Annotated in this window: 23 protein-coding genes; 14 read left to right on the top strand and 9 right to left on the bottom strand. The window is 74.8% G+C overall.

Annotated features, from left to right (window positions below; genetic code table 11):
- Nucleotides 1-14: 14 nt before the first annotated feature.
- Entirely contained in the window at nucleotides 15-1424 is a 1410-nt protein-coding gene (locus tag ACFVSN_RS03595) for a class I adenylate-forming enzyme family protein (RefSeq protein WP_387590317.1), read from the bottom strand.
- Between the two features lie 225 nt (nucleotides 1425-1649).
- Between ACFVSN_RS03595 and ACFVSN_RS03590 the strand changes: the two genes are divergently transcribed.
- The 4 genes from ACFVSN_RS03590 to ACFVSN_RS03575 all read left to right on the top strand — a co-directional run bounded on the left by ACFVSN_RS03590 (nucleotide 1650) and on the right by ACFVSN_RS03575 (nucleotide 5876).
- Nucleotides 1650-2744, top strand: a complete 1095-nt coding sequence (locus ACFVSN_RS03590) for an alpha-hydroxy acid oxidase (RefSeq protein ID WP_387590319.1) — start codon at nucleotides 1650-1652, stop codon at nucleotides 2742-2744.
- A gap of 119 nt (nucleotides 2745-2863) precedes the next feature.
- On the top strand, nucleotides 2864-3640 hold the full coding sequence (locus ACFVSN_RS03585) for a class I SAM-dependent methyltransferase (RefSeq protein WP_387590322.1): 777 nt from the start codon (nucleotides 2864-2866) through the stop codon (nucleotides 3638-3640).
- A 17-nt stretch (nucleotides 3641-3657) separates the two neighbouring features.
- Complete coding sequence (locus ACFVSN_RS03580; protein ID WP_387590325.1) at nucleotides 3658-4590, top strand: alpha/beta hydrolase; 933 nt, start codon at nucleotides 3658-3660, stop codon at nucleotides 4588-4590.
- Nucleotides 4587-5876: a PLP-dependent aminotransferase family protein gene (locus ACFVSN_RS03575; RefSeq protein ID WP_387590328.1), complete on the top strand. Its 1290-nt coding sequence runs from the start codon at nucleotides 4587-4589 to the stop codon at nucleotides 5874-5876. The genes ACFVSN_RS03580 and ACFVSN_RS03575 overlap by 4 nt, the downstream gene beginning before the upstream one ends.
- A gap of 59 nt (nucleotides 5877-5935) precedes the next feature.
- Here the strand turns inward: ACFVSN_RS03575 and ACFVSN_RS03570 are convergent, their stop codons facing one another.
- From ACFVSN_RS03570 to ACFVSN_RS03555, 4 genes are all read right to left on the bottom strand, one after another.
- Nucleotides 5936-6700, bottom strand: coding sequence for an ABC transporter permease (locus tag ACFVSN_RS03570; RefSeq protein WP_387590331.1), 765 nt, complete (start codon nucleotides 6698-6700; stop codon nucleotides 5936-5938).
- 23 nt (nucleotides 6701-6723) lie between these two features.
- Nucleotides 6724-7704, bottom strand: a complete 981-nt coding sequence (locus ACFVSN_RS03565; protein WP_387590334.1) for an ATP-binding cassette domain-containing protein — start codon at nucleotides 7702-7704, stop codon at nucleotides 6724-6726.
- A 135-nt stretch (nucleotides 7705-7839) separates the two neighbouring features.
- Nucleotides 7840-9012, bottom strand: coding sequence for a glycosyltransferase (locus ACFVSN_RS03560; RefSeq protein WP_387590337.1), 1173 nt, complete (start codon nucleotides 9010-9012; stop codon nucleotides 7840-7842).
- Complete coding sequence (locus tag ACFVSN_RS03555; protein ID WP_387590339.1) at nucleotides 9009-9314, bottom strand: hypothetical protein; 306 nt, start codon at nucleotides 9312-9314, stop codon at nucleotides 9009-9011. The genes ACFVSN_RS03560 and ACFVSN_RS03555 overlap by 4 nt, the downstream gene beginning before the upstream one ends.
- Before the next feature lie 162 nt (nucleotides 9315-9476).
- Between ACFVSN_RS03555 and ACFVSN_RS03550 the strand changes: the two genes are divergently transcribed.
- The 5 genes from ACFVSN_RS03550 to ACFVSN_RS03530 all read left to right on the top strand — a co-directional run bounded on the left by ACFVSN_RS03550 (nucleotide 9477) and on the right by ACFVSN_RS03530 (nucleotide 13975).
- Nucleotides 9477-10409, top strand: coding sequence for a 3-oxoacyl-[acyl-carrier-protein] synthase III C-terminal domain-containing protein (locus ACFVSN_RS03550; RefSeq protein WP_387590342.1), 933 nt, complete (start codon nucleotides 9477-9479; stop codon nucleotides 10407-10409).
- 78 nt (nucleotides 10410-10487) lie between these two features.
- On the top strand, nucleotides 10488-10778 hold the full coding sequence (locus ACFVSN_RS03545; RefSeq protein ID WP_380495572.1) for a phosphopantetheine-binding protein: 291 nt from the start codon (nucleotides 10488-10490) through the stop codon (nucleotides 10776-10778).
- A gap of 4 nt (nucleotides 10779-10782) precedes the next feature.
- Nucleotides 10783-11541 (top strand): hypothetical protein, encoded by a 759-nt coding sequence (locus ACFVSN_RS03540; RefSeq protein WP_387590346.1) that lies wholly within the window; start codon nucleotides 10783-10785, stop codon nucleotides 11539-11541.
- A complete protein-coding gene (locus tag ACFVSN_RS03535; RefSeq protein WP_387590349.1) occupies nucleotides 11538-12194 on the top strand; it encodes a 4'-phosphopantetheinyl transferase family protein in 657 nt (218 codons plus the stop codon). The genes ACFVSN_RS03540 and ACFVSN_RS03535 overlap by 4 nt, the downstream gene beginning before the upstream one ends.
- A gap of 113 nt (nucleotides 12195-12307) precedes the next feature.
- Nucleotides 12308-13975, top strand: coding sequence for a condensation domain-containing protein (locus tag ACFVSN_RS03530; RefSeq protein ID WP_387590352.1), 1668 nt, complete (start codon nucleotides 12308-12310; stop codon nucleotides 13973-13975).
- 105 nt (nucleotides 13976-14080) lie between these two features.
- Here ACFVSN_RS03530 and ACFVSN_RS03525 read toward each other — a convergent pair whose 3' ends face one another.
- Nucleotides 14081-14719: a hypothetical protein gene (locus ACFVSN_RS03525; protein WP_387590355.1), complete on the bottom strand. Its 639-nt coding sequence runs from the start codon at nucleotides 14717-14719 to the stop codon at nucleotides 14081-14083.
- Nucleotides 14720-14865: 146 nt separating this feature from the next.
- Nucleotides 14866-15450, bottom strand: a complete 585-nt coding sequence (locus tag ACFVSN_RS03520) for an RNA polymerase sigma factor (RefSeq protein ID WP_380439835.1) — start codon at nucleotides 15448-15450, stop codon at nucleotides 14866-14868.
- A gap of 241 nt (nucleotides 15451-15691) precedes the next feature.
- Between ACFVSN_RS03520 and ACFVSN_RS03515 the strand changes: the two genes are divergently transcribed.
- The 5 genes from ACFVSN_RS03515 (at nucleotide 15692) to ACFVSN_RS03495 (ending at nucleotide 19569) form a co-directional block, all read left to right on the top strand.
- The gene (locus tag ACFVSN_RS03515) at nucleotides 15692-16495 is read left to right on the top strand and encodes an SAM-dependent methyltransferase (RefSeq protein WP_380495562.1); all 804 of its coding nucleotides are present in this window, start codon (nucleotides 15692-15694) and stop codon (nucleotides 16493-16495) included.
- A gap of 153 nt (nucleotides 16496-16648) precedes the next feature.
- Entirely contained in the window at nucleotides 16649-17536 is an 888-nt protein-coding gene (locus ACFVSN_RS03510; protein WP_387590359.1) for a hypothetical protein, read from the top strand.
- Between the two features lie 188 nt (nucleotides 17537-17724).
- On the top strand, nucleotides 17725-18459 hold the full coding sequence (locus tag ACFVSN_RS03505) for an SDR family NAD(P)-dependent oxidoreductase (RefSeq protein WP_387590362.1): 735 nt from the start codon (nucleotides 17725-17727) through the stop codon (nucleotides 18457-18459).
- A complete protein-coding gene (locus tag ACFVSN_RS03500; protein ID WP_387590365.1) occupies nucleotides 18456-19190 on the top strand; it encodes a polysaccharide deacetylase family protein in 735 nt (244 codons plus the stop codon). Before ACFVSN_RS03505 ends, ACFVSN_RS03500 begins: the two co-directional genes overlap by 4 nt.
- A 52-nt stretch (nucleotides 19191-19242) precedes the next feature.
- Complete coding sequence (locus ACFVSN_RS03495; protein WP_380439825.1) at nucleotides 19243-19569, top strand: deoxyxylulose-5-phosphate synthase; 327 nt, start codon at nucleotides 19243-19245, stop codon at nucleotides 19567-19569.
- Between the two features lie 43 nt (nucleotides 19570-19612).
- Here the strand turns inward: ACFVSN_RS03495 and ACFVSN_RS03490 are convergent, their stop codons facing one another.
- Both ACFVSN_RS03490 and ACFVSN_RS03485 read right to left on the bottom strand, forming a co-directional pair.
- A complete protein-coding gene (locus ACFVSN_RS03490; RefSeq protein ID WP_387590368.1) occupies nucleotides 19613-20692 on the bottom strand; it encodes a hypothetical protein in 1080 nt (359 codons plus the stop codon).
- A 10-nt stretch (nucleotides 20693-20702) separates the two neighbouring features.
- On the bottom strand, nucleotides 20703-21638 hold the full coding sequence (locus ACFVSN_RS03485; protein ID WP_387590370.1) for an NAD-dependent epimerase/dehydratase family protein: 936 nt from the start codon (nucleotides 21636-21638) through the stop codon (nucleotides 20703-20705).
- Nucleotides 21639-21765 lie beyond the last annotated feature (127 nt).

Genomic DNA, 21765 nt, shown 5'->3' with positions numbered 1-21765 from the left:
GGAAGGCGCGCTGGTCAGCGGGCGGTGGTGGCCGTGGTGGCGTCGCGCAGGGCGGTCGGGTCGCGCAGCAGCTTTCCGGTCGCGGTGCGCGGGAGTCGGGGGAGGAGGGCGAGCCGGCGGGGCCGCTTGTAGGCGGCCAGGCGGCGGTTGAGCCCGTCCTGGACGGCGGCCGGGTCGGCGCCGGCTTCGAGGGCGAGGTACGCCTCGATGGCGCCGTCCTCGAAGACCACGACGGCCTCGCGGACGGCGGGCAGCGCGGTGAGCGTCTGCTCGACCTCGGTGAGGTCCACCTTGAGGCCGCCGACGGACACTTGGGAGTCCAGCCGGCCGAGGACGGTGACCTCGCCGGTGTCCGGGTCGAGCAGGGCGGCGTCCCGGGTGTGCAGCCAGCCGTCCGACCAGTGAGTCGGGTCGTCCAGCCCTGGGTAGGGCGAGGTGCCCGCCGCGATCCGCAGCTCGCCTCCGACGAGCCGCAGCCGCATGCCGTGGACGGGCCGCTTGGCCGGGTGCAGCCCGCCCGAGAGGTCGGTGGCGATCACCCCGGTCTCGGTCATCCCGTACATCGTGCCGAGCGGGACGCCGTACCGGTCCGTGAACAGCGCGGCCAGGCCCGGACGGACCAGCTCGCCGGCCACCACCATCCGCCGCAGCCGGGGCAGCGGCGGCGGCGCGACCGCGCCGGCCAGCAGTTCGGCGTGGAACGGGACGCCGATGACGGTGACCGGCCGGTCGCCGCGGGCGGCGGCCGAGAGGATGCCCGCGGCCGTCATGCGCTCCGGCACGGTCAGCGCGGCGCGGGCGAACAGGGCGTTGAGCAGTCCGCCGACCAGGCCGAGCACGTGCACCACCGAGGAGAGCAGGACGACCCGCTCGCCCTCGCCGGGGAAATCCACCAGCCTGCGGTAGCAGTCGAGTTCGCGCAGCAGGTCGGCGGCGGTGCGGGCGATCACCTTGGCCGGGCCGGTGGACCCGGAGCTCAGCTGGACCAGCGCGTGCCCGGTCCGGGCCGGCCGTCCGTCCGGCAGCCGGACGGCCACCGGCTCCACGTCGGAGAACCCGCGCAGTGCCGCCGCGGACCGGTGGGCGGAGCCCACCAGCACCTGCGGGGCCAGTCGGGCCACCGCCGCGTCGACCTCGTGGTCGGTCAACCGGTGGTCGAGCAGCGCCACTTGGGCGCCGAGCCGCCATGCTGCCAGCAGCACGGCGACGAACGCCACCGAGGGCGGCAGCCGCAGGGCCGCCGTGCCGCCCGCGCCGAGACCGGCGGCGGCGAGCCGAGCGGTCTGCTCGTCGACGAGGGCGCGCAGGGCAGCCCGGTCGATCGGGCCGCCGAAGTGCAGGCACTCCTCGCCCCCGTCGCCGGCCAGCAGGAGCCGGTCGATCCAGTCGGGCGGGGCATCGGCGTGCGGCTGCGCGGGGAGCATCCGATCCGCGAGCGGAAGTGAAGAGCTTGAAAAGGCGGTCAACACCACTCCACATAGTGAGGGGATTTGACATGGACGCCGTGAACAACCAAAACGGTCAATTCCGTGGCCAGACCTTGGCACAGACGATTGGTCAAATCAAGGTCTATACCAATGTGGTTGTTGCTCCTACGCTGCCGAACCGGGAGCGGTCCGCGCGTGGCCGTCCGGGAATTGGAGCTGCCCGTGGGAGTGACCACGCTGGCCGGGATCGAGCGCGCCGCGCGCGCACATCTCCCCCGCGAGATCTGGGACTTCATCGAAGGCGGCAGCGGCGCGGAACGCACCCTGGCGGCGAACCGGGAGGCGTTCTCCCGCTACGCGTTCCGGCCGCGCACGCTCGTCGACGTCTCGGCCTGCTCGCCCGCGACCACCCTGCTCGGCAGCCCGCTCGCGCTCCCGGTCGGCATCGCCCCGATGGCCTACCACCGGCTGGTCGACCCCGAGGGCGAGACGGCCACCGCGCGGGCGGCCGGCGCGGCCGGAGCCCTGCTCGTCGCCGGCATGTTCGCGAGCCGCACCCTGGAGGACATCACGGCCGCGGCCACCGGCCCGGTCTGGCTCCAGCTGTACTGGCTGCGCGAGCGCGCGGCCCTCGCGGCCCTGGTCGAACGGGCCGAGGCGGCCGGAATCTCGGCCCTCGTGCTGACCGTGGACGCCCCCAGGATCGGCCGCCGCCTGCGCGACCTGCGCAACGGCTTCGCGATCCCGCCCGCCGTCCGCGCCGTCAACCTCGACCCGGCCCTGATGGCGGCCAGCCACCGTGCCGCGAGCGGGAGTTCGGGCATCGCCGACCACGCACGCGAGCAGTTCGACCCCTCGCTGACCTGGGCCGACCTCGGCTGGCTGCGCGAGCGCACCCGGCTGCCGCTGGTCCTCAAGGGCGTCCTCGCCGCCGAGGACGCCCGGCTCGCCGTCGAGCACGGCGTCGACGCCGTCGTGGTGTCCAACCACGGCGGACGGCAACTGGACGGTGCCGTGCCCGCGTTGGCCGCCCTCCCGGAGGTCGCCGACGCCGTGCCGGGCACGCTGCCCGTCCTCCTCGACGGTGGCGTCCGCACCGGCGCGGACATCGCCCTCGCCCTCGCCCTCGGTGCCGCTGCCGTGCTCATCGGCCGCCCGGCGTTCTGGGGCCTCGCGACCGGCGGCGAGGCGGGCGTGCGCCGCGTCCTCGACCTCCTGCACGACGAACTGGAGCACACCCTGGCCCTGCTGGGCCGCCCCCGGCTCGCCGACCTGGACCGCTCGGCCGTCACCCCGTGGCCGCCGCCGCACCGGTGAATGTTCAACGGTCAAGAATCCCGCCGGGGTTCATTACCGGGCGTCCGAATATCGACAATGCCGAATCGGAACCGGGCTCAACCCCGAGACCGTTCGACCCCGACTGGGAGAACTCCCTCATGACGAAGAACGCGGACCGCTTCCCCGGCTGGGACTGGGACGACCCCGAGGGCCTCACCGCCCGCCTCGACGACTTCAGCGCGGACGTCGCCACCTGCGCGAAGCTGGAGGCCGCACCCGGCGGCCTGCCCCGCGACCACGCCGGGTTCCGCGAACTCGGCCTGACCGGGATCGAGTTCGCCGCATTCCGGACCGCGCACCCGCACGGCCTCGGCACCGACCTCGCCACCCTGCGCAGTCCCGGCGCCGCCACCGAGCCCGGCACGCTCTACCGCGTCGACGGCGACCGCTGGTTCACCCAGCTGGACGTCTCCCGGCCGCTGCCCTTCGCCGACGCCAGCGTCGACTGGGTCTACGCCGAGCACCTGATCGAGCACGTCACCCTGCCCGTCGCGGCCGGCTGGCTGCGCGAGGCCCGCCGCGTCCTGCGCCCCGGCGGCGTCCTGCGGATCACCACCCCCGACCTCGCCCGCTACCTGGTCGGCTACGCCACCGGCGACGGCTTCCTCGCTAAGCACCGCCGCCGCCTGACCACCCTCGGCTTCGGCCCGCCGATGCCCGCGCGCCCCGCCTTCCTGGTCAACCAGATCTTCCGGCACTACGGCCACCAGTGGATCTACGACCTCGACGAGCTCCGGCACGTGCTCGGCCTGGCCGGCTTCGAGGACGGGCGGATCCGCCACTGCGCCTACCGCGAGGGCGCCCGCGCCGACGTCGCCGACCTCGACACCGCCTTCCGCACCGACGAGACCATCTACGTCGAGGCCGACCGCTGACCACGGGAGTGTCCCCCATGCCCCTCCACCCCCAAGCCGAAGCCCTGCGCGCCCGCCGCGCGAGCTCCGGCGCGCCGCCCCTCTACACCCTCACCCTCGCCGAGGCCCGCGCCGCCGACCTCGCGGACATCCGCGCGGCGGCGGGCACACCCGAACCGGTCGCCTCCGTCGAGGAGTTCACCGTCCCCGGCCCCGGCGGCGACCTCGCCCTCCGCCTCCACCGGCCGGCCGCCGTCGGCGAACCTCCCGTCCTGCTCTACCTGTTCGGCGGCGGCTGGACCCTCGGCTCGCTCGACACCGGCGACGCGATCTGCCGCCGCCTGACCAACGCCGTCGGCTGCGCCACCGTCTCCGTCGGCTACCGGCTCGCCCCCGAACACCCGTTCCCCGCCGCCCTCCACGACTGCCGCGCCGCCGTCCACTGGCTGGCCGCCCACGCCAAGAGCCTCGGCCTGGACCCCGCCCGCCTCGCCGTCGGCGGCGACAGCGCGGGCGGCAACCTCACCGCCGCGCTCACCCTCCTGCTGCGCGACGAGGGCGGCCCGGCCGTGCGCCACCAGCTGCTCGTCTACCCCAACACCGACCACGGCGCCGACACCCCCTCGTTGCGCGAGCACGACGACCCGCTGCTCTTCAACCGCCGCTCGGCCGCCTGGTACTGGGGCCACTACCTCGCCGACCCGGCCGACGGCGCCGACCCGTACGCCTCCCCGCTGCGCGCCCCGAGCCTGGCCGGCCTGCCGCCCGCGACCGTCATCACCGCCGAGTACGACCCGCTGCGCGACGAGGGCGAGCAGTACGCCGAGGCCCTGCGCGCCGCGGGCGTCCCGGTCGGCGCACGGCGGTACGAGGGCGTGCCGCACGGTTTCTTCGCCATGACGGGCGTCCTGGACGCCGCCGCCGAGGCCCAGCGGTACGCCGCCGAGCGCCTGCGCGAGGCCCTGCGATGACCCTCGACCTGGCGGACCTGCACGCCTCCCTCTCCGACCCGCTGCTCGACGCGATGACCTTCCTCAACGAGGTGACCACCCGCTACCCCGACGCCGTCTCCTTCGCCCCCGGCCGCCCCTACGAGGGCTTCTTCGAGCCCGAGGACGTCCCGGCCCACCTGGACGCCTACCTCGCGCACCTGGCCGCCCGCGGCCTGGACCGGGACGCCGTCCGCACCGCGCTGTTCCAGTACGGCCCCACCAAGGGCATCATCGCCGACCTGGTCGCCCGCACCCTCGCCAACGACGAGGGCCTCACCGTCGCCCCCGAGGCCCTGGTGCTGACCGTCGGCGCCCAGGAGGGCATGCTGCTCGCCCTGCGCGCGCTGTGCGCCACGCCGGACGACGTCCTGCTGGTCAGTTCGCCCTGCTACGTGGGCGTCACCGGTGCCGCCCGGCTGCTCGACCTCACCACCCGCCCCGTCCCCGAGGGGCCGGCCGGCGGGCCCGACCCGGAGGCCGTCCGCGCCGCCGCCCGGGCCGTCCGCGCCGAGGGCCGACGCCCGCGCGCGCTCTACGTCGTCCCCGACTTCGCCAACCCGTCCGGCACCAGCATGCCCGTCGACGCCCGCACCCGGCTGCTGGCCGTCGCGGCGGACGAGGACCTGCTCGTCATCGAGGACAACCCGTACGGCTTCTTCGTCCGCGCGTGCGGCGAACGGCCGACCCTCAAGGCGCTGGACCGCCACCGCCGGGTCGTCTACCTCGGCTCCTTCGCCAAGACCTGCTTCCCCGGCGCCCGCCTCGGCTACGTCGTCGCCGACCAGGAGGTGACCGGCCCGGGCGGCCGGCGCACCCTGCTGGCGGACGAGCTGGCCCGGCTCAAGAGCATGACGACGGTCAACACCCCCGCCCTCAGCCAGGCCGTCATCGGCGGCATGCTGCTGCGCCACGACTGCCGCCTGCGCGCCGCCAACGCCGCCGCCACGGCCCACTACGCGGCCGGGATGGACACGCTGCTGCGCGAGCTGGAACGGCACTTCCCGGCGTCCGCGCGCCGCCGCCTGGGGGTGTCCTGGAACCGGCCCGAGGGCGGCTTCTTCGCCGTCCTCACCGTGCCGTTCACGGCGGACGACGCGGCGATGGAGCGGTGCGCACGGGAGTACGGCGTGCTCTGGACGCCGATGGCGCCGTTCTACCCGGCGGGCGGCGGAGAGCGCCTGCTGCGGCTCTCCATCAGTTCGGTGACGCAGCGTCAGATCATCGACGGAGTGGCCAAGTTGGCCGCCTTCATCACGTCCTGCTGAGCGGAGCGACGAGAAGGGTCCGGCCTGTGCCGGCCGGGCCCTTCTCGTCGTCCCGTCCGTCAGCGCACGCGGGTCGAGAACAGCCGCGCCGACCAGTACACCGACAGGACGGTCATCACGACGACGACCAGCAGCCCCTGCCAGACCACGGCGTCGCCGGCGTGCCCCGAGAACAGCGCCCGCATGCCCTCCACGGCCCAGTAGAAGGGGTTCCAGCGAGCGGCGGAGCGCAGCCAGTCGGGCGCGAGGGTGAGCGGCAGCAGCACGCCCGACAGGAGCGCGATCGGCTGCGCGATGGTGTTCACGACCGGTGCCATCGCCGCGTCCGTCGGCACCATGAGCGCGATGCCGAAGGAGATCGCCGAGGTCATCAGCGCCAGCAGGCCGAGCAGCAGGTAGGCGAGCAGGAGGTTGAGCGGGCTCACCCGCAGCCCGAACGGCAGCGCGATCAGCGTGATGAGGACGGCCTGCACCAGCAGCGCCACCATCTCTCGCAGCGCGCGCCCGAGCAGCAGCGCCAGCCGGCTCACCGGCGTCACCCGGGAGCGCTCGATGATGCCGGCCTTGAGCTCGCCGAGCAGGCTGAAGCCGGTGAACAGGCCGCCGAAGATGCACAGCACCGCCAACAGGCCCGGCACGTAGACCTGGTAGGCGTCGGCGTAGCTGCTCGCGCCCTCGGGGGCGAGCACCTTCTTGAGCAGGGGCGCGAACAGCAGCAGGTAGAACAGGGGCTGGATGATTCCGACGGCGATCCAGACCGGGGTGCGGATCATCAGCAGCAATTGCCGCTGGAAGACCAGCCAGGTGTCACGGGCGAGCTTCACGCGAACTCCTTCCAGGTGGCGGCTCAGGCGGTCTGCTCCAGCGAGCGGCCGGTGCGGGCCAGGAACACGTCGTCCAGGCTGGGCCGTTGGAGCTGGACGGTGCCGGGTGTGACGCCGGCGCCGTCCAGTGCGCGCAGCAGTCGGGGGATCGCGGCCGCGCCGTCGTCGAGGTAGAGCCGCAGCCCGTCCTCCCCCCGCAACTCCAGTCGGTGCAGGTACGGTTGGGCCCGCAGCACCTCGGCGGCGCGTTCGGCGGTGCCCTCGGTGGTGTCGGCCAGGCCGACCAGCACGACGTCCCCGGAGATCTCGCGCTTGAGCGCCTCGGGGGTGCCCTCGGCCACGACCCGGCCGTGGTCGACGATCGCCACCCGGTCGCACAGCGCGTCGGCCTCGTCGAGGTAGTGGGTGGTGACGACGACGGTCATGCCTTCGGAGCGCAGCCGCTTGATCTCCGCCCACACGTGCGCCCGGCTGGCCGGGTCGAGGCCGACGGTGGGTTCGTCGAGGAAGAGCACGCGCGGTTCGTGGATCACTCCGAGTGCGATGTCCACCCGCCGGCGCTGGCCGCCGGAGTACGTCGCGCACGGGCGGTCGCCGAACTCGCCCAGGTCGAAGGCCTTGAGCGCGTCCTCGGCGGCCCGGACGGCACGCGCCTTGGGGGCGCCGTGCATCCGGGCCTGGAGGACGAGCTCCTCGCGCGCGCTGACGCCGTCGGTGGTGCCGCCGCCCTGGGCGACGTAGCCGATCCGGCGCCGCACTTCCGCCGGGTCGGCGAAGAGGTCGGCGCCGGCCACGGTCGCCCGGCCGCCGTCGGGGCGGATCAGGGTGGCGAGCATGCGCAGGGTGGTGGTCTTCCCGGCGCCGTTGGGGCCGAGGAAGCCGTGGATCTCGCCCGCGTCGACGGCGAGGTCGATACCGCGGACGGCGTCGACGGTGGTGTCCTCACCGCTCCTGCGGGAGGTCTTCTTGCGGTAGGACTTGCGCAGTCCCGTGGTCTCGATCAACCGGAACTCCCGTGCGGGGATGGGCGGCCGGCACACCGGTCCAGGTGCGGCCGGGCCGCTGTCGGGCGCCACCCTAGGGCGTCGGCCGGGCGGAGACAATGGCCTAGACCAATGGACGTGCGATCTTCCGGTCTGCTAAAGGGACCCGGCCGCGGGCCCGTTGACCAGTGCCTCCAGCCGGTCGGCCGCCGTACGGGCTCCGCCGCCCGCCAGCAGCCCGGCGCCGACCCGGGCGGCCGCCGCCCGGTACCGCTCGTCGTCGAGGACGCCGCGCACCGCCCGGGCGAGCCCCTCCGGCGAGACCCGCGCGAACGGCACGCGCACCCCCGCTCCCGCGGCCTCGACCTGCGCCGCGACGAACGGCTGGTCGTGCCGGATCGGCGCGGTGACCAGCGGAATCCCGTGCGCGAGCGCCTCGCCGACGGTGTTCATCCCGCCGTGGCAGAGCACCGCGTCCAGGGTGCCGCGCGCCATCATCTCCAGGATCGGCGCGCGGTCCACCGCGACGGCGTGCGGCGGGAGTTCGGGCAGGAACTCGTGCGGCGCCGCGAACACCGGCTGCACGTCCTCCCCGCACAGCTCCAGCGCCCGGACGGCCCGGGCGTGGAAGTCCGCACCGAGCTCGCCGGCCAGCGTGCCCATGGTGACCAGGACGCGCCGGCGCCCGGGCAGCAGCCGCTCCCACGGGAACGACGGGTCGGCCGGCCGCTCGCCGTGCACCGGCCCGACCAGCGCGTACCCCGGTGGGTGTGCGCCGGCGCCGGTGAGGGCCGGCCCGGTGGTCGCGAGCAGCAGTGCGGGGGAGAAGCGCGGGTCGGTGAACTCGTCCGCAGGAAGCCCGGCCCGCTCCCACAGACCCCGGAGGAGCCCGGTCATCCAGGCCTCGACCTGCGGCAACGCCCGGTACGGTCGGCCGAGTTCCATCGCGCCCGGTGCGAAGCTCGCCCAGGGCAGCCCGTGCCGGTGTGCGACGATCGCGCCCGCCGGGGTGTGCTGGTCGACCAGCACGACGTCCGGCCGGTGCTCGCGCACGATCGCGTCCAGCGGCTTCGCGGTGAACCGCGCGTAGGGCACGATGAAGCCCTCCCAGAGCGAGCGCAGCGCGGCGAGCCCGTGCCCGCCCTGCGCGCGGAACGCCCGGGTGCCGGTGCCGAGGACGTGTGCGCCGGGCCCGAGGAGTGGACGCAGGACGGTCTCGGTGCCGGTCCACAGGACGTCGTGGCCGCGCTGCGCGAGCTCGGCGGCGATGCCCGCGGCCGGGTGCACGTGCCCGGTCAACGGGGGCATGACGAGGAGGAACCGGCTCATGCTCCCGCCTCCCCGGAGATCAATCGCTGCACGTCTCCCACGGTGAGCGCCTCCAGCGCGGCGAGGTCCAACCGGGCGCGCAGCGCGGCGAGATCGGCCCTCGCTCCGAACCGTTCGCGCAAACCCGCGGCCAGCGCCGCGAGTTCGGTCTCGTCGAGCAGGAGGTCGCCGTCGAGTCGGGCGTCCGGCGTCACGCGGGACGCCCACCCGAGCGGTGCGGCGGCGGCCTCGACCAGCAGCGCGACGAGGTCGGGGCGGAGGGATGCGGCCCCCGCGTACGCGGGAAGTTCGGGATCGTTCACGGGAAGGCTCCACCTGCTCGACGGCACGGGGCGGGCGCGACCGGCGGCGGTGGCCGGTGCGGAGGAAAAGCGAAGGGAATGCGAGAAACGCGAGGAGAATGCGAAGAGAAGGAGCCCGCGATCACTTGTGCGACCGGTCCGGGCGTGGGAATACTAGCCCGCGTGACCGCACTGGAGGCAGTGGCCGTTCACCTCCCCCCGCACGCCGTGCCCATCGAGGCGGTGGGCGAGCGCATCGGCCTGACCCCACGTCAACTCAAACTCTTCCGCCGCTTCCACGGCCTGGACCAGCTGCGACTGGACCCGGACGGGACGCTGCCCGACCTGCTCGACGCCGCCGTCGACAACCTCACGGAGCTGCGCGGACGCGAACGGCGCGTCCGTTTCGTGATCCACGCCCGCAGCATGCCGGTGGCGGTGCCCTACCCGCTCAACCCCCTGCACGACCTGATCGCCCGGCGCGGCCTCGCCCACGCCAACGCCTTCACGGTGACCCACCACGCCTGCGCGGTGGGCCTGTTGGCGATCGACCTGGCCGGCCGCCTGCTGGCCGGCGACCCGGACCCGGAGGCGCTGGCCCTCGTCGTCGCGGGCGAGAAGACCTTCACCAGGGACGCCCAGGTGGTGCCCGAGACGGGCGTCTTCGCCGAGGGCGCCGCCGCCTGCCTGGTCCGCGCGACCGGCGAGCGGCACCGCGTGCTGTCCTTCGCGGTGCGCCAGCGCCCCGAGTTCGACGGCCGGCTGGCCGAGGACCCGGACCTCCTCGCCCGCTACCAGCGCGAGTACCCGGTCGTGCTGACCGAGGCGATCGAGGCCGCCCTGGACCAGGCAGGTCTGGACCTCTCGGACCTGGCCGCGGTGCTTCCGCACAACGTCAACCAGGCCTCCTGGCGGATGCTGGCGCGCCGGATCGGGCTCCCGGTGGAGAAGGTGGTGCTGGACAACGTGCCGTCCGTGGGGCACAGTTTCGCTGCGGACAGCCTGATCAACCTCCACACCGCCACGACGCGGGGGCTGCTCCGCCGCGGCGACCGCTACCTGATCGCCGCCGCCGGGATCGGAGCCACCTTCTCCGCGATGACGGTCCAGTGCTGACGATCCGTCAGACTCTCTCCCTTCCGGGTATCACCAGTCACTTCAGCCACTTCCCACGTACGACGGGACGGTTCACCCATGTCGGAACCCGTGGTCCAGACCACTGACCCCGAGCTGCGCGAGCGGATCCTGCACGGCATCGGCGAGCTCCTGCCGCGCGTCCTCAAGCGCGAGCTGCCGGAGATCCCCGAGAACGCCTGCCTCTTCGACGACCTCGGCCTCACCTCGGCCGGCACCATCGAGCTGATCCTCGAACTGGAGGAGTCGCTCGACATCCAGGTCGACGTCGAGCAGATCACCGAGGAGGACCTGCGCTCGGTCACCAGCCTCGCCGACTACGTCGCCGGGCACGTCATCCCCGAGGACTGACCGGGTGACCACGCGCGGCCTGCGGATCACCCGGGCCCGGGCCCGGCGCTTCGACGGCCGGTCGGAACTGTCGCTCGACCCGAACCTGCGCGTCTTCGTCACCGACCTCACCCGCCCGTACGGCCTGCCGGTGCGCGAGGACCTGTTGCGCGCGGGCGTCGGCCACTCCTACGAGGAGATGGCGGCGGGCCTGCTGCGCGAGGAGCTGGCCGACGACGAGCCCGTCGACCTGCTGATCCTGGCCTTCGACTCCCCGGACGTCCGTCCGGGCGCGCCGTCCTCGCTGGCGCTGAGCCGCTCCTGTCCGGGGTCGCCGCTCGCGTTCGCGGTCTGCGACCAGGGGCTCGGCGCCGCCTTCACCGCGCTGCGACTGGCCGCCGAGTACCACCGCACCGGATTCTGCCGCCGAGCGGTGGTGGTCGTCGCCGAGCAGACGGCGCTGCACTACGCGCCCGGCGCACCGGTCCGACTGCCCGAGCGGCACGGTGCGGTGGTGCTGGTGTGCGAGGAGGCTCCGGGGGAGTCGATGGACATCCGCCAAATGCCCTGCGCGGACGAGCCGGAGAAGGAGGTCCGCACACTCGCCGAGTCGCTGGAGCCGGGAACGGCGCTCGTGCGCGGCCCCGGCGTGGGCGGTCCGACTGCCCAGCCCTTCACCGGTGTGTGGGCGGAGCTCGCCGAGGGGCTGCCGCAGCGCACCCCCGTCCTCGTCGCGAGCTTCGACCGCCGACTGGGCGTGCTGAACACGCTCGCGCTCCCGTGACCGTCGACGTCTGGCTCATCCCGACCGACCAGCCGGCGTCAGTGGCAAAGGAGTTGTGGAACCTCCTCGACGAGAGCGAGCGCGCCCGGTGTGCCGGGGCGGACCCGGTGGTGCGCCGACGCTTCACCGTCGTGCACGGCGCCGTCCGCCAACTGGTCGGCGCCCGGCTCGGCGTGCGTCCGGCCGACGTCGTGTGGCGGCGCGGCCTGCACGGAAAGCCGCTGCCCGAGCGGTCCGGCGGGCTGGAGGTGAACTACTCCGCCTCCGACTCCCTTGCCGCGCTGGCCCTTTCGGACGGGCGGCCGCTCGGCGTCGACGTCGAGCGGATCCACGACCGGCGGGTGGCCGGGCGGGTGGCGGCGCGCTTCTTCCCGGCCGCCGAGGCGCGGGCCGTCCTGGAATCGCCCGAGCGCTTCACGGAGTTGTGGTGCCGCCGAGAGGCCTGTGCGAAGGCGTACGGTGGCCGGCTGGTGCAGTCCTTCGGCCTGCCCGTCGACGGTCCGTCGCCGCTGCTGCTCGCGGATGCGGGCGCGCTCGGGCCGGGGCCGGTGTGGCTGTCCGACGTCCCGGTCCCGGGGCCGTTCCGTGCCGCCCTCGCCGTTCTCGGCGAGTCACCTTGTCATGTCAACTGCGAAGTATGGCAAGGGAGTTGAGAGCGGAATCCGATGTGCAATGTGGTCTGGTCCAGTCGCGGATACCGCTGGTAGCGTCCGGGACACATTCCCGCCCCCGGTCCGATCCGGGCAGGCCGAGAGGCGCGTGCGACGTGACACGGACCAGCCGACGGATCACCGTCCGGTACGACGGCGCGAGCAGCGGCACGGGCCCGCTCACGCTCGGCCAGGACAACATGCTCCGCTGCATCCGCAACGACGCCCCCGCGGCGATCAACCGGGAGTCCGTCTGGCCGGTGCCGGACGGCGTCACCGTGCCACAAGCCCTTCGCGTCCTGCGTGAACTCGTCGAGCGGCATGAGTCGTTGCGCACGTCCTTCCCCCGGGGGTTGGGGGAAGACGGCTTCCCCGACCGCCAAGTGGTGCACGCGAAAGGCGAGTTCGACGTCACGGTCGTCGACGCCGACGACGTTCCGGCCGCCGGACTCGATCCGCTCGCCGAGGCGCTGGGACGCGCCGACGTGGCCCTGCCGTTCGACGTCGCCGCCGCTCCCCGGCTGCGCTTCATCCTGCTCGCCGACGGTGACCGCGTGCTGCGGCTGATCGCCGTCGTGTGCCACGCGGGTGCCGACGGAGCGGCCACCGCCGTGCTCATCGAGGACTGGCTCGACCTCGCGGCCGGCAAGGAGCTCCCGCCCGTCACCGCCCCCACCCCGCTGCAGGTGGCCGCCGTCGAGCGGAGCCCGCGGGGCCTGCGAAGAACCGACGCCGCCCTGCGGCACTGGGCGCGCCTGCTCGCCACCGGTCCGCTCACGCCCTTCGCGGACGCGCGGATCGCAGGCCCGCCGGACCGCGTCGGGGCCGTGCTGGTCCGGTCCGCCGCCGGGGCCCGCGACCTCGCCGCCGTCTGCCGCCGCACCGGCGCGGGCCCGTCCGTCGTCGTGCTCGCGGCCTTCGCGGCCCTGGCCGCCCAGTGGGCGGGCAGCCACGAGCTGATGATCTCGGCGCTCTCGTCGAACCGGCAGCGCGCTGCGATGGCCGACCACGTCGGCACCCTCGCGCAGGACGCGCTGCTGCTCCTCGACACCGGCGTCGCCGACTTCGACCGGCTGGTCGGCCGTGCCAAGTCGGCCGCGCTGCGGGCGTACTGGCACAGCACGCTCGACGCCGAGCAGGTCTGGCGGCTGGTCGAGGACACCGCGCACCTGCGCGGCGCCCGGTACCCCCGGCGGCTGGTGGTGAACGACGTGAGCCAGGCCGTCCCCGACGCCGTGCTCGACACGCGCCCGGCCCCGGCCGCCGACCCCGAGCTGGTCAGGCTGCCCGACCAGCCGATCGGCGTCCGGCTGATGTTCACGGTCCTGCGGCACGGGGGCGTGCTGGAGTTCGTGCTGTCCGCCTGTCCGCAGGTGCTCGACGCCGCCGAGACCGAGGCCTTCGCCCGCCGCCTGCTCGACCTCCTGGCCGCCGCCGCCCACGGCCCGGTCCCGCTGGCCGCCCGGCCGGCGACCCTGCGGGCGGGGGAGTGGCGGCAGGTCGACGGCTCGTGGATCGACCTGGCCGCCCTCCGTACGGTCCTCGCCGAGGTCCTCGGCGCCGCCGCTACCGTCGACCACGCCGACGGTCGGCTCGTCGCCCGCCTCACCACCGGCGACCCCGCGCTGACCCCGGCCGTCGCCCACCGGGCCGTGGTCGCGGTGCTGCCCTGCCGGGACACGGTGATGGCGCCGCACCACTACGTCGTCCACGGGCCCGGGGGCACGACCGAGGGCGACGGCCGCGACCCCGTGATCACCGCGCGCCTCGCCGGACTCGCCTGAGCGCCGGACCTGGCTGGACCCCGCACCCGCCTGAACCCCGCGCCCGCCCGGACGCCGCGCCCGCCCCGGCTCACCTGAACGGAGGAAGATCGAGCGCCCGTCGCGTCACCCCTGGGTGTCCTCCCACTCCCACGAGCACTCCGCCGTCGCCCCCGAGGTGAGCTCCCACGGGCTCGGCACCTCGTGCGGATCCCCGTCGCCGTCCTGCACGGGGAGCCGGTCGATCACCGCGACCAGCGCGGGCGGCAGCTGCGGCGCCAGCCCGCGGTGGCAGCGGGACAGGATGTCGCGCCGCACGTCGTCCGGCAGCAGCGGCCGGCTCACCCGCAACGGCCTTGGCCCGCGCGTGCGTTCGGCCGCGGCGAGCTGGTCCGACCAGGCGCGCCAGTAGTCCGCGTCGTCGGTCTCGCCGAGCATCAGGTGGTGCAGGTGCAGGCAGTACGCGGCGGTCCCGCTCCCGGACCCGGCGGCGAAGCGCCACCAGAACTCGGCGCCTTCCTCCCGCCCGGTCGCGTACAGCAGCGCGCCGAACACCTCGGCCCCCTCGGGCTGGATGCGGCGCGCGTTCACCAGCAGGTCGAGGCCGCGCGAGGCGTCCGGCGCGCCCAGCACCAGGGCCACCACGAGGCCCAGTTCGAAGGCGGCCTGCTCGTGCTCGGTCGGCAGGTGGGGCGGTCCTGCGGTGAGTCGGGCCTGACGCAGGGCGGCGATGCGTTGGGCGTGGGCGCGTTCGGGGCGGGGCACGTGGAACGGCGCGCGCCCCTGCCCGGCACTCCGCGCCCTGTCGGGCGGGGGAGTACCGGGGCCGTCGACCGGCGGGTGCGGCTCGACCCGGCGCGGCTGAGTCTCGGGCTGCGGCTGCCGCTCCGGCTCGGGTCGTGGCCGGAGCGTCACTGCGCGCCCTCGCTGTCCGGGAGTTCGCCCACCCCGAGCCGCCGCGCCAGCCGCTCCCGGGCGTGCCGCAGGTTGGAGTGCACGGTGGCCACCGGCCGGTCCAAGTAGGCCCCGATCACCTTGACGTGCAGGCCGAGCAGGTAGCGCAGGACGATCACGTCCCGCTGGCGGTCCGGCAGTTCGAGGATCGCCGCGTACAGCCGCACCTCGTCCGCCTCGCTGTGCAGCAGCCCGTTCGCGACCTGCTTGAACGCCCCGATCACGGCCGCGAACGTGACCGCCTCGACCGCCACCGGCTCCTCGCCCGCGACCCAGTCGGCGATGTGCCGGTTCGCCAGCCGCCAGGCGTACGCGGCCGGCTCCTCGAACCGCAGCACCTGGGACCAGCACCGGGCGAGGTCCTCCTTGACCGCTTCCACCACGAGCGTGACGTCGGCGCGGTTGCCTATCCGGGTGAGCGCGAGGGCGTGCCAGGCGGGTTCGTGGGTCTCGCAGAACGCCGAATAGGCCAGCCCCATCCGGACGTTGACGGACTCGCCCGGCACCGCGAGGGCCTCGCGGCCACCCCTGTCGATCGTCATCGAGCCTGCTTTCCGTGGCACCGGCCGGTCGCCGGGCCACCCGAGGGTCGGGCTGTGTGCGCCCATCCTCATTCCATCAGCCCTGTCACTCCAGGCTGCAAAGCGAATACAGATTGTCATCTCATGGGAATGAGTGCCTGGTTGCGTACAAGGCTGAGCGGGACGGGACCGCGGTTGACCTCCGGCCGGCCTGGGCAGCAATCGATCACGTTGCGCAGCAGACGCCGCACAGGGGAGAGCGATGAACCGGTACGACGGGGTGGACCTCCGGCTGAACGTCCCGCACTCGGCCCGGATGTACGACTACTACCTCGGCGGCTTCACCAACTTCGCCGCCGACCGCGAGGCCGCGGGCCAGGCGCTCGCGATCGCGCCCTGGCTGCGCGCCGCCGCCCGCGCCAACCGCGCCTTCGTCCACCGCTCGACCCGCGCCCTCGCGCTGGCCGGCATCGACCAGTTCCTCGACATCGGCACCGGCATCCCCACCTCGCCCAACCTGCACGAGACCGCCCAGGGGGTGAACCCGCGCGCCCGGGTCGTCTACGCGGACAACGACCCGATCGTGCTCTCCCACGCCCAGGCCCTGCTCGCCAGCACCCCCGAGGGCCGCACCGCCTACGTCGAGGCCGACGTCACCGACCCGGCCGGCCTGCTCGCCGCGCCCGGCCTGCGCGAGACCCTCGACCTCGCGCGCCCGGTCGCGCTCTCCCTCAACGCGCTGTTCCACTTCGTCCCGGACGCGCACGGCGCGCGCGAGGTGGTCGAGCACCTCAAGTCGGCGCTCGCCCCCGGCAGCGCGCTGGTGATGACGCACGTCAGCCCGGAGTTCGCCCCGGAGGAGGTCGCCCGGCTGATCCACATCTACGCGGCGGCCGGCACCGCCACCCAACCCCGCACCCGGGCCGAGTTCACCCGCTTCTTCGACGGCTGGACCCTGATCGCCCCGACGATCGTCCCCACCCCCCGCTGGCGCCCGGCCCCCGACGACCCGGCCGTCACCGACACCGAGGCCGCGTGCTACTCGGGCGTGGCCCTGAAACCGTGAGCCGGTCCGGGTGAGCCGGGCGGGTCCTCCGTCGATCACCCTTCTCGACCACGCCCCCGTCCCGTCATGCCCCGCCCCCGTGGACCGTGCGGCCCCGCCCCTCCTGTCACAGACTGGTGGTGGATCGATGCTGCCCCCGAGGCTGGGAGAAGCATGCTGCTCGGACTCTCGACGGCGCTGGTCGCGACCGTCTGCTTCGGCTTCGGGGCGGTGTTCCAGGCGCGCGGGGCCAGGTCGGCGCCGCGCGCGGACCGGGTGCGGGCGGGCCTGCTGGCGGCGCTCGTCCGCTCGTGGCAGTTCGTCCTCGGCACGCTGCTGGACATCCTCGGCTTCGTGCTGAGCATCGTGGCGCTGCGCAGCCTCCCCCTCTTCCTCGTGCAGGCGGTCACCAACGCGAGCCTCGCCGTCACCGCCCTCGCCGCCGTCTGGCTGCTCGGCGCGCGGCTGCGCCGTGGCGACCTGGCGGGGATCGTGGCGGTGGTCCTCGGCCTGACGCTGCTCGGCCTGGGCTCGGGCAAGGAGGGCCGCGAGTACGCGCCGTCCGCGTTCCACTGGGCGCTGCTCGGCACGACCGTCGTCATGGTGCTGCTCACCGTCGTCCTCGTGCGGCGCAACGGGACGGTCGCCGCGGCCGGCCTCGGCCTGCTCGCCGGCGTCGGGTTCGGCGTGACCAGCCTCGCCGTCCGCGTGCTCGACGCGCACCGGCTGACGTCCGTGCTCGCCGACCCCGCCGCGTACGCCCTCGTGCTGGGCGGGCTCGGCGGCTACCTCGCGTACGCCCTCGCGCTGCAGCGCGGCACGGTGACCGCCGCGACGGCCGCCGGGACGGTCGCCGAGACCTTCGGCCCGGCCCTGGTCGGGGTGGTGGCGCTCGGCGACGCCGCCCGGCCGGGCCTCGAATGGTGTGCGCTGGCGGGCTTCGCGGTGGCGGTGGGCGGCACGTTCGTGCTGTCCCGGTTCGGCGAGCTGGAGGGGGAGTCGGCCGAGGCGCTCGCCCCCGAGGCCGGCACGCGGGCGGAGCCGGCGGTGCCGCCCCGCTAGTCCCGCCCCGCCAGTGCCACGGCAGTGTGCCCCGCAAGGCCCTCCCGGTAGCCCGCGCGGCGCCGCCGTGCGAAGGTGGCTTGCCGGACAAAACGGACGGCGTCCACGCAGGACGGTAGAGCGGCAGGTGCGCGATGGCGGACGAAGCCCACCGAGGGTCCCGACACCCGGGGGCGCCCGAACGCCCCGTGGTGCTGATCACCGGCGCGTCCTCCGGCATCGGCCTGGCCACCGCGACCCGCCTGGCCGAGGCCGGCTGGCAGCTGTTGCTCTCCGGCACCGACCGCGCCCGGCTGGACGAGCTCGCCGCCGGCACCGGCGGCGTCGCCCTGCCCGAGGACCTGAGCAAGCCGGACGGCCCGGCCCGCCTCGCCGAGGCCGCGCTGGAGACGGCCGGCCGGGTGGACGTGCTGGTCGCGAGCGCGGGCCTGGGCTGGCGCGGCGCGTTCCAGGACACCCCGTCCGACACCCTCGACCGGATGATCGAGGTGAACTTCGCCGCCCCCCTGCGCCTGGTGCGCCTCCTCCTGCCGGGCATGCTGGAACGCCGGCACGGGCGGATCGTCCTGCTCGGCTCGATGGCCGGCCAGGTCGGCGTGCGCGACGAGTCCGGCTACTCGGCGACCAAAGGCGGCCTCGCGATGTTCGCCGAGAGCCTCTGGTACGAGCTGCGCGGCACCGGGGTCGGCGTGCGGCTGGTGCTGCCCGGTGCCGTCGAGACCCCGTTCTTCGACCGCCGCGGCACCCCGTACCAGCGCGACCGCCCGCGCCCGGTGTCGGCGGAGCGGGTCGCGGACACCGTCGTGGCGACGATCCGCACCGAGCGCGACCGCCTGTTCGTGCCGCACTGGCTGGGCGTCCCGGCCCGCATCCACGGCGCCGCGCCGGGCGTGTTCCGCCGCATGGCGTCCCGCTTCGGGTGACGGCCCGCCACCTCCTCGCGGCCGCGGCCGCCGTCGAGCTCCTCCACCTGGCCCCGGCCGCCGTCCGCCTCCCGGTGCTGCGCCGCACGGTGGCGCGCCGAACCGCCGGGTTCGGCACGGCCCCCGGCCACGTAGCCCTGACCTTCGACGACGGACCGGACCCGCGCAGCACCCCGTACGTCCTCGACGTGCTCGACGAACTCGGTGCCCGCGCCACGTTCTTCCTCCTCGGCGCGATGCTCGACCGCGCCCCCGCCCTCGGCCGCGAACTCGTCGCCCGCGGCCACGAGGTGGCCGTGCACGGCTGGCACCACCGGCAGCAGTGGTACCCGGCCCCGGCGCGCGACCTGCGTGAACTCCGGCGTGCCACCGAGGCGGTGACCGATCTGTGCGGTGCCCGCCCGCTCTGGTACCGGCCGCCGTACGGCGTGCTGACCGCAGGCCCCGCCCTGGCCGCCCGCCGCCTCGGCCTGCGCAGCGTCCTGTGGACGGCGTGGGGCCGCGACTGGACGGCCGAGGCCACCGGTGAGTCCGTCCACGCCACCGCCCGCCCCGGCCTCACCGGCGGCGCGACGCTCCTCCTCCACGACTCCGACTGCACCTCCGCCCCCGGCTCCTGGCGCGCCACCCTCGCCGCCCTCCCCCTCATCGCCGCCCACTGCCGCGCGCACGCCCTCACCCTCGGCCCCCTCCGCGACCACGCGGTGCCCCCGGACCGGCCGCCGTCCTGAGCGGCCGGTAAATCGCTCGGCCAGACGGCTGCGCGCTCGCTACCCTCGGCCCATGGCCCACGCGAAGACCTCGTACGTCTGCCTGCCCTGCCGGGCCACGTACAAGAAGCCCTACGGCGCGCTGGAGCGCATCTGCCCGCGCTGCGCCGCACCGATGTTCCACGCGGGCTCCGCCTTCGCCGCGCCCCGCCGCCGCGACACCGCGGCCTGGCGGACGCTGTCCGTGCTGCTGAACGCGGGGATCGGCTTCCACAAGAGCTGCTGCGGCGGCCCGGGTTACCGCCCGCGCACCCTGCCCGAGGTCAAGGCCCGCCTCGCCCATGCGCGCAGGACGGGCGAGCCGGCCCACAAGGCGCTGGTGCGTCGCGAACTCCCTTGACGCTGCGGCGCCTTACCCTAGCCCCGCCTTACCCCAGCCCACCTCACCCCAGCCCCGCCTTGTCCAGCGCCGCGCCGAACCCGGCGCGCCACGCGTCCGGCGTCGCGCCGACGGACGGCGCGGGCTCCGGGCGGGTCAGCGCGGCCAGGGCGTTGCGGACCACGTCGGCCGGGTGGGCGTTCGTCACGTCGGCGTGGCCGAGCTCCAGTTCGTGCTGCAGGTTGTCCCGTCCGTGCCCCTGGACGACGTCGAGCAGCAGCATCCGCCGCCCCAGCGCCCGGGCCTCGCTGCACGTGTCGCCGGAACTGGTGACGACGAGGTCGGCCGCGGCCATGAGCGCCGGGATCCGCTCGGTGTACCCGAAGGGGTGCAGGCGCGGTTCGCGGGCGGCGGCCCGCCGCAGCCGCCGTTCGAGCTCCGCGTTGCGCCCGGCCACCGCGAGCACGTGCGGCCCGGCGGCCGCGAGGGAGGCGGCGGTCCGGGCGAGCGGACCGAGTCCCCAGGCACCGGACATGAGGAGCACGCACCGGGCGTCCGGCGGCACACCCAGCTCCGCCCGTGCCGCGGCGCGCCCCGGCGGGCGGTAGAACGGCGCGCGCAGCGGGGCGGGCAGCACGGCGATCTCCGCGTCCGGGCGGTAGCGCCGCACCGCGCAGGCGGCGACCTCGGAGGTGACGAGGAAGAGGTCCGTCCCCTCCTGCACCCACAGCCGGTGCGGGGTGACGTCGGTGCAGAACACGAAGTGCCTGAAGTCCCGCCCCGGCAGCCGGTTGACGGCCGAGGTCGCGGTGGCGAACACCGACACCACCAGGTCCGGCCGCTGCCGGGCGGTCAGTTCCCGCAGCGCGGGCACCAGCCGGGAGCGGGCCGCCGCGTCGGCGAGCAGCGCGATGCGGGCGCCGGGCCGCAGCGCGGAGAAGTGGAAGGCGTCGTAGACCCCCGGCAGGTCGAGCAGCCGCCGGAACACCGCCTCCCCGGCAGCGCCGGAGCGCTCGCCGAGCAGCGCCATCGCGTCGACGGTGTCGGTGGTCCAGCCGCGCTCCCGGAGCGTGTCGGCGCAGGCCCGGGCCATCACGTCGTGGCCCTGGCCGAGGGAGCCGGAGATCAGCAGTGCGTGCGGCACGAGCGGCGCCTCAGGAGCCGAGGGAGGCCCGGTACCAGTCCGCGTACCGCCGCACGCCGTCGGCGAAGTTCGTCCGCGGCGACCAGCCGAGGAGCCGCTTGGCCTGCGCCGAGGAGATCCGCCGGCCGGCGTAGTCGGCGGTGCGGGCCTCGATGTGCTCGATCGACACCGGCCCGAGCAGCCCGTCGACGGTGTCGGCGATGTCGCGCACCGAGACGGCGGTCGAGCCCTCCAGGGCGAAGGTCTGGTCCTCGGCGGCGGGGGACAGGGCCCGGACGTGGCCGTCGGCCAGGTCCTCCACGTAGACGAAGTTGCGGCTCTGCCGGCCGTCGCCGGCGATGGTGATCGGCCGCCCGGCGAGGGCCGCCTGCACGAAGCGGGCGACGACCAGTTCGTCGCGCATCCGCGGCCCGTACGGGATGCCGTAGCGCAGGATGGTGAAGTGCAGGCCGTACAGCTCGCGGTAGCTGTGCACGAGCATCTCGGCGGCGAGCTTGGTGGCCACGTACAGGTGCCCGCTGCGCTCCAGATCGATCGGCACGTGCTCGTCCAGCTCCTGCTCGTCGCCGCCCAGCTGGTCCTCGGCGCCGAGTGCGGCGCCGTACACCCACACGGTGCTGGCGAGCACGGTGCGGCTGAGGCCGCTGCGCCGGGCGGCCTCCAGGACGGTCGCCGTGCCGTCGATGTTGACGCGGACGGCGCGCAGGGGGTCGGTGCGGATCTGGTCGACGTCGGCCATCGCGGCCAGGTGGTAGACGACCTCGCTCCCGGCCAGGGCGGCGGTGAGGCCGGGCAGGTCGAGGACGTCGATCCTGGCGTGCTCGGCCTCGGGGTTGAGGTACTTGTCGGCGGTGTCGATCGCGAGGACGTCGTGCCCGGCCGCGACCAGCCGGTCCACGACGTGCGAGCCGATGAATCCGCATCCCCCGGTGACGGCTATCCGCACGGTCTCTCTCCTTGTCGGGCGGTCTTTCGGCTGATCTGTCGAGCGGTCTGAGCGGTCTGTCGAGCGGTCTGTGAGGCGGTCGGTGAGGCGGTCGGTCGGGCGACGGATCGGTGCGGGTGGCCGGCCG

The organism is Kitasatospora sp. NPDC057904 (assembly GCF_042887925.1).
Taxonomy (GTDB): Bacteria; Actinomycetota; Actinomycetes; order Streptomycetales; family Streptomycetaceae; genus Kitasatospora.
This window is presented reverse-complemented; position numbering and strand designations above follow the sequence as displayed.

Excerpts from the sequence above, each read along its gene's own strand:
- ACFVSN_RS03515 (WP_380495562.1), top strand. The coding sequence starts at position 15,692 with ATGAACCGGTACGACGGGGTGGACCTCCGGCTGAACGTCCCGCACTCG.
- ACFVSN_RS03520 (WP_380439835.1), bottom strand. The coding sequence starts at position 15,450 with ATGACGATCGACAGGGGTGGCCGCGAGGCCCTCGCGGTGCCGGGCGAG.
- ACFVSN_RS03585 (WP_387590322.1), top strand. The coding sequence starts at position 2,864 with ATGACGAAGAACGCGGACCGCTTCCCCGGCTGGGACTGGGACGACCCC.
- ACFVSN_RS03545 (WP_380495572.1), top strand. The coding sequence starts at position 10,488 with ATGTCGGAACCCGTGGTCCAGACCACTGACCCCGAGCTGCGCGAGCGG.
- ACFVSN_RS03580 (WP_387590325.1), top strand. The coding sequence starts at position 3,658 with ATGCCCCTCCACCCCCAAGCCGAAGCCCTGCGCGCCCGCCGCGCGAGC.
- ACFVSN_RS03595 (WP_387590317.1), bottom strand. The coding sequence starts at position 1,424 with ATGCTCCCCGCGCAGCCGCACGCCGATGCCCCGCCCGACTGGATCGAC.
- ACFVSN_RS03510 (WP_387590359.1), top strand. The coding sequence starts at position 16,649 with ATGCTGCTCGGACTCTCGACGGCGCTGGTCGCGACCGTCTGCTTCGGC.
- ACFVSN_RS03495 (WP_380439825.1), top strand. The coding sequence starts at position 19,243 with ATGGCCCACGCGAAGACCTCGTACGTCTGCCTGCCCTGCCGGGCCACG.
- ACFVSN_RS03560 (WP_387590337.1), bottom strand. The coding sequence starts at position 9,012 with ATGAGCCGGTTCCTCCTCGTCATGCCCCCGTTGACCGGGCACGTGCAC.
- ACFVSN_RS03575 (WP_387590328.1), top strand. The coding sequence starts at position 4,587 with ATGACCCTCGACCTGGCGGACCTGCACGCCTCCCTCTCCGACCCGCTG.